Below are 8,942 nucleotides of genomic sequence, written 5' to 3' on the forward strand. Positions count from 1 at the left end.
AGGGCTGGCGTCTTTTCAGCTTGCAGTGATCCGCTCGATCACAGGCGCCAAAGCAGGGCGCTTGTGTTGCCATTCGTCTTTGGTAATACCTAGCAGAACAACATCTATCCGCGCTCCATCCCTGAAGATGTTCTGCCGTCGCACACCTTCAATCTCAAACCCAAACTTCTGATGCATCTTCACCACCGCCGAATTCATCGCCAGCACTTCACAATTCAGCTTCTCCAGCCCCACCACGCCAAACGCGTAATCGAGCATCCAGAACTCGACCACACTGCCCAAGCCCTTACCCTGCAACCCCACGTCCAGATAAAACGCCCAATCCGCGCTCTTGTGCAAAAAGTTGATCGCATTCAACGAAACAACCCCCACCGCTTGCTCATCCTTGATCACCACAAACACTTGCTGGCGTGGATTGCCCTTTAACGAGTTCAGCCAGTTCGCATGTTCCTGCTCGGAGATTTCGTGCGAGGTGTACATGTATTTGCGCACGTCGGGCTGGTTTCGCAGGGTGCGGACGTAAGCCTGAATGGCGGGGCTGGCGTCGGTGAGAGGGAGCAATTGCATGGGATGTCGTTGTCTGGCAGGGAGGCGATTCTGAACCCGCGCTGTCGATCCGCAAAGTTTCATGTTGCCGCGTGCGGGGCGGGCCTAGGATGTTGGCACAAGATCGTCGCTTTTCATCCCGAGGGGTATCGTGCCATGAGCGCCAGTGTCGTCAAAGTGCTGTTGATTGCTGCAGCTGTATCGGTGTTGAGTGCTTGTTCGGGGGCGGGTGGGCTAACGACTACGAGTTGTTTTTCCTCGGATTGTCAGTCGCAGGAAGGGCGTAGTAATGCCAATACGCTGAAGTTTGGCGGGAACAGTATTGGCAGCAGCTTGAATCAGTACAGCTCTGGCATGTTGCATGAGGATTGATCACACATGACCTGTGGCGAGGGAGCTTGCTCCCGCTGGGTCGCGAAGCGGCCCTTTCTTTTGCCTTGAAAGATTGGGCCTGCTGCGCAGTCCAGCGGGAGCAAGCTCCCTCGCCACAGGGTTATTGGGCGGTAGGTACGGCAATCCATTCGCTTAGCGTTTGCTGATATTTGCCGGTGGCCTTGCTCAGGTGCAGCCACTGATCAACGTACAGTTTCCAGCTGATGTCATCGCGCGGCAGCAAGTAAGCCTTCTCCCCATACTGCATGAACTGATGCGGATTCACCGCGCACAGCCCCGGTTTGAGTTTCTGCTGATACAGCGCTTCCGAGGCGTCGGTGATCATCACGTCGGCTTGGTTGTCGAGCAGTTGCTGGAAGATCGTCACGTTGTCGTGCAAGGCCAGTTGCGCCTTGGGCAGGAAGGCGTGGACGAAGGCTTCGTTGGTGCCACCGGCGGGTTCGACCAGGCGCACGTTGGACTGGTTGATTTGCTCGACGCTCTGGTACTTGCTGACGTCGGCGCAGCGCACCAGCGGGATCTTGCCGTCGGTGTCGAGGGTGTTGCTGAAGTAGGCTTTTTTCTGTCGCTCCAGCGTCACCGAAATACCGCCCATGCCGATGTCGCATTTGCCGGCCTGCATGTCCGGCATCAGGGTTTTCCAGGTGGTCTGCACCCATTCGACCTTGACCCCGAGGCTGTCGGCCAGCGAACGGGCCATGGCGATGTCGATGCCTTCGAAGTCGCCGTCGGTACGTTTGAAGGTGTAGGGCTTGTAGTCGCCGGTGGTGCAGACGCGCAACTGGCCTTGTTGCTGGATGCTGTCGAGGTGTGAAGTGCTTTCCTGCGCCTGAACGGCGGTGGCCAAAGTGAGCGCACCGCAGAGGATCATCGTGCTTTTTAGAATTGTCATTGCGATCGGGTTTCCGAGAAGGAAGGTGGCCCAGTGTAGTGAAAGGCTTTTGTGGGTGTCACCCGGCCCGCGCGAGACGATCAGCCAGATCCCGCGCCTGTTGTGAGGCGAGCAGTCGCGAATCGCGGTCGAGGTCTTCACCGAGAATGGTCTTTTCGACGATCAACGCGTGCACATCGGTGATCCCGACAAAGTCGAGCCACGCTTCCACGTACGGTTTCTGAAAGTCGAACCGCTCGGCGGGCGTGGTCGATTGCGCCGAAAAATCCAGGCCACGGGCATACGCGACCACAGCAGTTTTGCCGTGCAGCAAACCTTGCGGGCCACGCTCGGGGTCGAAGCTGAAGAGGATGTCTTTCTGCGACACCAGGTCAATGTAGTGCTTGAGTTTGTAGGGAATGCTGTAATTCCACAGCGGCACTGACATCACCAGAATATCGGCACGATGCAAGTGGGCGGCGAGTGTCTCGAGTTCTTCCCAGGCCGATTGTTGGGCCGCTGTACGCGCTATTCCGCTGAGGCCTGCGTACTTGGCATTCATCGCCTCTTCACCGAACTCCGGCAGCTGCAGGCTCCACAGATCGAGGGTTTCGACGTGCGTCTGCGGATGGTGCTGGAGATGACGATCGATAAAGCTGCGGGCCACTTGCAGGGACGCGGAGCGTTGTTTGCGCGGTGAGCATTCGATGTGCAGAAGGGTGGTCACGCTAAGCCTCGACAGTTCGGGTGGACAGTGCGAGGCATTGCAACATAGCGCGCATCAAACTATAAATCGTGAATAAATCCACCATTGATCACGTATCTCACTATGTTTGACGCACTGCTGCTCAAGACGTTTGTCACGGTTGTCGATGAGGACGGCTTCAGTCGTGCCGCCGAAAAACTGCACCTGACCCAATCGGCGGTCAGCGGTCATCTGCGCAGGCTGGAAGAGCAAGTCGGCAAACCTCTGCTCAAGCGCACCACGCGCTCGCAACAGCTCACGGCTGACGGCGAGCGCCTGATCGCTTATGCGCGGACGATTCTGGCGTTGCACCGCGATGCCTGGACGCAACTCACGCGCACGCCGTTTCAGGGGCGGGTGCGAATTGGGGTTTCCGAGGATTTTGTCGAGGCGCGGTTGTTGCGCGCATTGCAGGATTGCGCGGCGCAGCACCCGGGAATGGAGATCGATGTGCAGGTGAGCATTCCGGGGACTTTGCTCAGCCAGATGCAGCAGGGCAACCTGGAAATGGTCATCGGCTCGCTGTGTGAAACCGGCGAGTCGGGGCGCTTGCTCTGGCAGGAGCCGCTGGTGTGGGCGTGGGCCGCGCAACCGCTTACGCAACTGCCGACGCCATTGCCGCTGGCGTTGTTCCCTGAGCCGTGTCCGTATCGTGAAGCGGCGCTGACCCGTTTGGCCCAGTCCGGAATCGCGCAGCGCACCGCCATGCTCTGCTCCAGCAATGCCGGTTTGCGCGCAGCGGCGCTGGCGGGATTTGCCGTGGCACCGATGCCATTGAGTCAATTGGGCCAAGGGCTGGCGGCGCTGGATGCGGAACATGGCTTGCCGGCGTTGCCGGATGCGCAGTTCCGCTTGTTCACCGCGGCTGATGCCGATCCGCAGATGATCGAAGCGGTGTCTCAGGCGATCTTCGATTTCTGTGCGGCGCGGCGGCAATAGTCGGCGCTACAGGCCGAGACCTTCCTGTACCGCCAGCAAAAGATTGTTTTCCGTCAGCGCGATGGCGTCCAGCTGCTGCCCGGTTTCAATCGACTGCATCCACCAATGGCTTTCGCCATGCTCATCCACGGTACGTAGCAAATAGGTGTCCGTGGCTGACGGATTGATCTGTACCCGTCCGGCGCCATCCTCGGTAAACCGGGCAATGGGATCAAATGTCAGGCTTTGATGATTGGCCTCGATCACCAACTGGTCGATGGCGTAATCGTGACTTTCGCCATCGGGCGAGGTTTCGCAAACGTGGGTCGGATTACGCCGAATTTTCAGGCCGACCTCGGTGACCGGTTGCAGCCACGCCTCGATGCGGTGATACAGGTCGTAGACCTGCGCCGGCCAACAATCGATCTCCAGCGCCGCATCCGCGTGGGTGTGCCGGGTTTGCTTGAGTTTGGCGGCGAGTTCGTCTGCTTTACTCATTTCGGATCCCTTGGTTTGATGTCTGCCTGTTAATCGTAGACCTTTCAACGGCGTACGGCCTTGCCTTGCGTCATGCGCTTGCAACACAAGCGTGTCGAAATCAGCACTGGCCAAGTCTGGCCAGGATCGAAAACCACGGACGCAGGCGTCCCAAGGAGCGGGTAGATGAAAAAGCTGTTTACAATTTTGGCAGTGATTGCGCTGACAGCCGGTAGCATCGGCTTGAGTTCGGCGCGTCAGTCGCAATCGAGCAAGGTGCAGGCAGAAGCAGTGGCGGGGGTGTTCGATTACTACCTGCTGACGTTGTCCTGGTCGCCGACGTTCTGCTTGACCCACAAGGATGATTCACAGTGCACCGGCAAGGGTTACGGCTTCGTGCTGCACGGTCTGTGGCCGCAATACGCCAACGGCGGCTGGCCGGAATCCTGCCCGCCGCTGACGACATTGTCGGCGGCAGAAACCGCTAAAGGCCTGACACTGTTCCCGACGAAAAAACTGCTCGATCACGAATGGTCCAAGCACGGCACTTGCAGCGGCCTCGGTGCGATGGGCTATCTGGATGAAGCGGATAAAGCCGTCGCGGCAGTGAAGGTCCCGGACGAACTGCAACCGCTCAGCTCCTCGTATTACTTCGAAGCCCAAGAGATCGCCGACCTGTTCCGCAAGGCCAATCCCGGGATTCCGGCAAACGGCATTGCGGTGATTTGCAGCGGCCCGGAACTGTCGGAAGTGCGCGTGTGCATGGGCAAGGATCTGCAGTTTGGCGCGTGTGGCAAGGGCGTGAAGACGCAATGCCGGGCGGGGGATATTCGGGTGCCGCCGTCGCGCTGATGTGAGCGGTTTCCACGTATAGAGAAGGCGCCCAATCGGGCGCCTTTTTTCTGTAGGTTTGAAGCCCCCGGCGAATTCACGCATGCTTGCGCACCTGAAAGGATAATCACGCAACATTGCAAGGAGCCTACTCATGAGCGGAAAGCCCGCCGCCCGCGTCACCGATCCGACCGCCTGCCCGCTGCCGGGACATGGCACCAATCCCATTGTCAGTGGCTCTCCAAATGTAAATTTCGACGGTCTGGCGGCTGCAAGAATGACTGACAAATCCGCCTGCGGCAGCCCGATCACGGGCGCTGTTGCGTCGACGGTGTTCATCAATGGCTTGAACGCCGCGACGTTGGACAGTACCGGGGGACACGGCAGCGTCGTCATCGGCGGTTCAGGCACTGTCATCATCGGTGACACAGTGACATCGGCTCCCTTCAGTGGCTTGCTGCCGATGCCGGTACATTTCACCGACAGGTTGAAACTGGTAAATGACGTGACCGGAGATCCCATGCCCAATCATCCTTACGTTATCCAGCGCGCTGACGGGCGCCTGGAACATGGGGAGTCTGACGCTAACGGATTTACCCACGAAGTCAGCTCGCACCTGCCTGAAACCATCAAGTTGTTTTTGGAGGAGTGAGGGATGGCTGCTGAAACGGTAACGTGCGCGAAGGGTAATAATTACAAACTTCACAAGGAGCATGCGCTGACGGATAAGAAAGATGTCAGTGACAAGTCTGTTCTGGTGGAGAGTACCAAGGCGATTGTTGTTCAGGAAAACAGGATATTCAGCGGCATGTCCTCAGTCTGATTCCCTACAAGAGCTGTCCTGTCTACATCGTCGGTCATAGCCTCGGCGGGTGGAATGGTGCGCATCTGACAAAAATCATGTCGGAATGGGGTTACAGGGTTCAGATGCTGATTACCCTTGATCCTGTTGGGGAAGGGGCTTTGGTCTGGTTAGGTTCGGATATATATCGCGAGCGTCCCGATCCGGTGACTGCGGACTGGGTCAACATCAAGGCGATGCCTACCAAAAAAGATTCCTCAGATGGGGTGGCTGAATTTGGTGAGAAGTGGCTCATCTCCTGCGGCCCTTCGTTGAATGTCAATGTAGACGCAAATCATGCAAATGCATTGGGGTTGTTTACTGCTCGTATCGCCGGGAGCAAATCGGCAGGCGATATGCTTTTTGACTCAATCATGAGGGAGTTTCCTTGATGTACAGGTTACTTCTTTGCGGGTTACTCACTATTTGCTCTGGTTGTGCGAAAGATCACGTTAAGCCTCCGGCAAACCTGAGTTTCGAATCTGTTGAAAGGGAAAACTCCTCGCTATATGTTATCCGGTATCAGTCGGATGTTGATGTGCTGGATCTTTTTGATCGCGGAGAACGAGTCGGGATGATTTCGGGCATGCTTCATTGTTCCTTGGCGGATGATCATGATTTTTCCGTGGGCAAAGCCATTCAGTTCTCTGCATTTGGCTTGATAAGATCGGAAAAAAATGAAGACGCCACAGCAAAATTTTCCTATCTCACTCGTGCATTCCTGAGTGAAACCTCCAACGACCGAAGTTCGGAAAGAGATCTGTCAGTAACAGAGCTGAACCACTTTCTCTCCGACAAACAACAAGTCCCCTGCAAAGTCGTCGTCACTGCCTACGGATACAAACCCTACTATTCAAACATCATGAATATCCCCGTCGCGGATCTACTACGGGAAATCAATAAACCCCGGTAACAGAGGCCGAGGATGTCAGGCAAATCCCCCGGCATCCACACCCAACTCCCCACGCAAAAACTCCACTAACCCCCGCTGCAACCCACTCACGGCTGACCAGCGCCAACTCCGTCGGCGCCAGTTCAGGCAAGTCCGTACACACTTGATGCTCCGGCAATACCGCCGAAGCCGGCAACACCGAACCCCCCAATCCTGAAGCCACCGCCGCTTGAATCCCGGCCAAACTGTGGCTGCCAAACGCCACCCGCCACGGCCGTTGCGCAACATCGAGCAAGCGGATCGCCCGCTGCCGATACAGGCAACCTTGCGGAAACAGCGCCAGCGGCAGCACGCCACTGGACGAATCGAAATCCGCGCCTTTGACCCTACACCAGCCGTTCCGGCCAGGTCGCCCACGCCGGGCCGCTGTCCGGTTCGCGTTTGATCAGGGCGACGTCGATGTCGCCAGCATCGAGCCGTTGGCGCAGGTGCAGGCTCATGCCGCTGATGGTTTCCAGGCGTGCGTGCGGGTGGTTGCGGGTGAAGCCGGCGAGGATCAGCGCCATGCGGCGGGCATCGAAGTCTTCCGGCATGCCGATGCGCAGGATTGCCAGATCGAAGTCGCTGGCCAGCGCTTCACGGCACAGTGCGATGCGCCGGCTGGCACTTCACAACGGACTAACCGCAAAGAACAATCGAAAATAAATCTGCGAACAGCGATCATCGAAACTCGCTGTGCGCCGATACTACTAGGCGGGACCAGGGCGTTTGCCCGGTGTATCCCGGTGGGCTACGCTCACCAACACAAGGGTTTCGGGCGTTTGCCCCTGTCGTAACTGCCCAGGACACGCTTTTGCCAATCCCCATTCACGATCCTCATCAGGCTCCCGGCGCACTCAAACGATTGCCGCTGCGCAAAGCGGCGGCGCTGTTTATCGTTGCGATATGCCTGTGCCTGTTCGGTTTGTTGTATCTGCAACTGGAGCAGTCGCACCGCCAGGATCTGGCGATGGCGAAGATGGCGTCGAGCAACCTGACCCGCGCCATGGCGCAACAGGCCGAGGACACCTTTCTGGCCGCTGATCTGGTGCTGACCAGCCTGGTCGACTGGATCGAGGACGATGGCTACGGTGCCGGCCAGAAGCCGCGTTTGCAGAAAACCTTTGCCCGACGGGTGCAGCAACTGGATCAACTGCACGGCATGTTCCTGTTCGATCGCGACGGTCAGTGGGTGATCACCTCGTTTACCGATCTGCCACGTGGCAACGGCGTGGCGGATCGCGAGTATTTCAAGTTCCACCAGCAGAACGCCTCGACGCTGGCGCACATCGGCCCGGCGATTCGCAGCCGCGAGAATGGCGAATGGATCATCCCCATCTCGAAACGCATCAACGACCGCGCCGGCAACTTCCAGGGCGTGTTGATGGCCGGGATCAAGATGTCGTACTTCGACAAGTTCTTCGAAAGCTTCAGCCTGGACAACAACGGCATCATGTTCCTCGGCCTGACTGACGGCACGCTGTTGGCGCGTCGACCTTTCGATGAGGGCCTGATCGGCTCTTCGCTGGCGCAGGGCCGGATTTACAAGACGTTGATGCCTGAGGCTTCAGCCGGTACGGCGATGATCAACTCGGTGGTCGATGGCGTCGTGCGTTTGTATGGCTACCGGCAACTGGCGTCGTATCCGTTGGTGGTGGCGGCAGCGACGTCGCGTGACGCAATTCTCAAAGGTTGGTACGAGCGCGCGTTTCAGTCCAGTGTGATCATCGCGTTGGTGATTCTCGGCGTTGGTTTGTTCGGCTGGGTGTTCATCCATCAAGTGCGCGACGGCGAACGGATCGAGAAGAACCTGCTCCGGGCGCAACGGGCACTGGAGCAGATCGCCACCCATGACAGCCTTACCGGGTTGGCCAACCGGCGGTTGTTCGAACGCTCGCTGGAAATCGAGTTTGCCCGAGGTGCGCGGCAGTCGAGTCCGGTCAGCCTGATCATGCTCGACATCGATTTTTTCAAGCGCTACAACGACGCCTATGGCCATGTCGCGGGAGATCATTGCCTGACTCAGGTGGCGCAGGTGGTGAAGAGTTGCTGTCAGCGCAAGGCTGATCTGGCCGTGCGTTATGGCGGTGAGGAATTTGCCGTATTGCTGCCGGACACCGACATCAATGGCGCACTGGCGATTGCCGGGCAAATCCGCCGTAGCGTGATGGACAAGCGCATCGCCCACAGCGGATCACCTTCGGAATATCTCACTGTGAGCCTTGGCTGCTACTCGTTCATTCCGCTGGGCAATGACAGCCCCGAGATGTTTATTCAGCGTGCCGATGCGGCGCTGTATCAGGCGAAAAACGCCGGACGCAATCGCGCCGCCGTGTTGTCGATGGACACCGTGTTCGGGGAGCTGATGCGCTCGGATCGTTGATCAGCG

12 protein-coding genes and 1 pseudogene are annotated in these 8,942 nt (G+C 58.0%); 8 read left to right on the plus strand and 5 right to left on the minus strand.

Annotation, left to right across the window (positions count from 1 at the left end; translation table 11 throughout):
* Nucleotides 1-15: 15 nt before the first annotated feature.
* Nucleotides 16-567 carry a UDP-4-amino-4,6-dideoxy-N-acetyl-beta-L-altrosamine N-acetyltransferase gene (gene pseH, locus QOL84_RS00770; RefSeq protein WP_283435805.1) on the minus strand — a complete coding sequence of 184 codons (552 nt, stop codon included), beginning with the start codon at nt 565-567 and terminating at the stop codon, nt 16-18.
* 135 nt (nt 568-702) lie between these two features.
* Here pseH and QOL84_RS00775 point away from each other — a divergent pair, with 135 nt between their 5' ends.
* On the plus strand, nt 703-918 hold the full coding sequence (locus QOL84_RS00775; protein WP_283435806.1) for a hypothetical protein: 216 nt from the start codon (nt 703-705) through the stop codon (nt 916-918).
* A 121-nt stretch (nt 919-1,039) separates the two neighbouring features.
* On the opposite strand, the gene QOL84_RS00780 is transcribed toward QOL84_RS00775, so the two are convergent.
* Together QOL84_RS00780 and QOL84_RS00785 are read right to left on the minus strand one after the other, a co-directional pair.
* Nucleotides 1,040-1,831, minus strand: coding sequence for a transporter substrate-binding domain-containing protein (locus QOL84_RS00780; protein WP_283435807.1), 792 nt, complete (start codon nt 1,829-1,831; stop codon nt 1,040-1,042).
* 58 nt (nt 1,832-1,889) lie between these two features.
* On the minus strand, nt 1,890-2,537 hold the full coding sequence (locus QOL84_RS00785; protein ID WP_283435808.1) for an FMN-dependent NADH-azoreductase: 648 nt from the start codon (nt 2,535-2,537) through the stop codon (nt 1,890-1,892).
* A 102-nt stretch (nt 2,538-2,639) separates the two neighbouring features.
* On the opposite strand from QOL84_RS00785, the gene QOL84_RS00790 reads away from it, so the two are divergent.
* Entirely contained in the window at nt 2,640-3,494 is an 855-nt protein-coding gene (locus QOL84_RS00790) for a LysR substrate-binding domain-containing protein (protein WP_283435809.1), read from the plus strand.
* Nucleotides 3,495-3,500: 6 nt separating this feature from the next.
* Here QOL84_RS00790 and QOL84_RS00795 read toward each other — a convergent pair whose 3' ends face one another.
* Nucleotides 3,501-3,971 (minus strand): hypothetical protein, encoded by a 471-nt coding sequence (locus tag QOL84_RS00795; RefSeq protein ID WP_283435810.1) that lies wholly within the window; start codon nt 3,969-3,971, stop codon nt 3,501-3,503.
* Between the two features lie 165 nt (nt 3,972-4,136).
* Between QOL84_RS00795 and QOL84_RS00800 the strand changes: the two genes are divergently transcribed.
* The 5 genes from QOL84_RS00800 to QOL84_RS00820 all read left to right on the plus strand — a co-directional run bounded on the left by QOL84_RS00800 (nt 4,137) and on the right by QOL84_RS00820 (nt 6,535).
* Nucleotides 4,137-4,802 carry a ribonuclease T2 gene (locus tag QOL84_RS00800; RefSeq protein ID WP_129394737.1) on the plus strand — a complete coding sequence of 222 codons (666 nt, stop codon included), beginning with the start codon at nt 4,137-4,139 and terminating at the stop codon, nt 4,800-4,802.
* Nucleotides 4,803-4,935: 133 nt separating this feature from the next.
* Nucleotides 4,936-5,433, plus strand: coding sequence for a PAAR domain-containing protein (locus QOL84_RS00805; protein WP_283435811.1), 498 nt, complete (start codon nt 4,936-4,938; stop codon nt 5,431-5,433).
* A 3-nt stretch (nt 5,434-5,436) separates the two neighbouring features.
* On the plus strand, nt 5,437-5,604 hold the full coding sequence (locus QOL84_RS00810; protein ID WP_283435812.1) for a hypothetical protein: 168 nt from the start codon (nt 5,437-5,439) through the stop codon (nt 5,602-5,604).
* A gap of 104 nt (nt 5,605-5,708) precedes the next feature.
* The gene (locus QOL84_RS00815; RefSeq protein WP_283435813.1) at nt 5,709-6,014 is read left to right on the plus strand and encodes a hypothetical protein; all 306 of its coding nucleotides are present in this window, start codon (nt 5,709-5,711) and stop codon (nt 6,012-6,014) included.
* Nucleotides 6,014-6,535: a hypothetical protein gene (locus QOL84_RS00820; protein ID WP_283435814.1), complete on the plus strand. Its 522-nt coding sequence runs from the start codon at nt 6,014-6,016 to the stop codon at nt 6,533-6,535. The genes QOL84_RS00815 and QOL84_RS00820 overlap by 1 nt, the downstream gene beginning before the upstream one ends.
* 15 nt (nt 6,536-6,550) lie before the next feature.
* Here the strand turns inward: QOL84_RS00820 and QOL84_RS29400 are convergent.
* A pseudogene (locus QOL84_RS29400) lies at nt 6,551-7,155 on the minus strand (LysR substrate-binding domain-containing protein); the annotation flags it as partial.
* Between the two features lie 212 nt (nt 7,156-7,367).
* Between QOL84_RS29400 and QOL84_RS00835 the strand changes: the two are divergent.
* Complete coding sequence (locus QOL84_RS00835; protein WP_283435817.1) at nt 7,368-8,936, plus strand: sensor domain-containing diguanylate cyclase; 1,569 nt, start codon at nt 7,368-7,370, stop codon at nt 8,934-8,936.
* Nucleotides 8,937-8,942 lie beyond the last annotated feature (6 nt).

It is taken from the genome of Pseudomonas helmanticensis (assembly GCF_900182985.1).
In the GTDB taxonomy this organism is placed as follows: Bacteria; Pseudomonadota; Gammaproteobacteria; order Pseudomonadales; family Pseudomonadaceae; genus Aquipseudomonas; species Aquipseudomonas helmanticensis.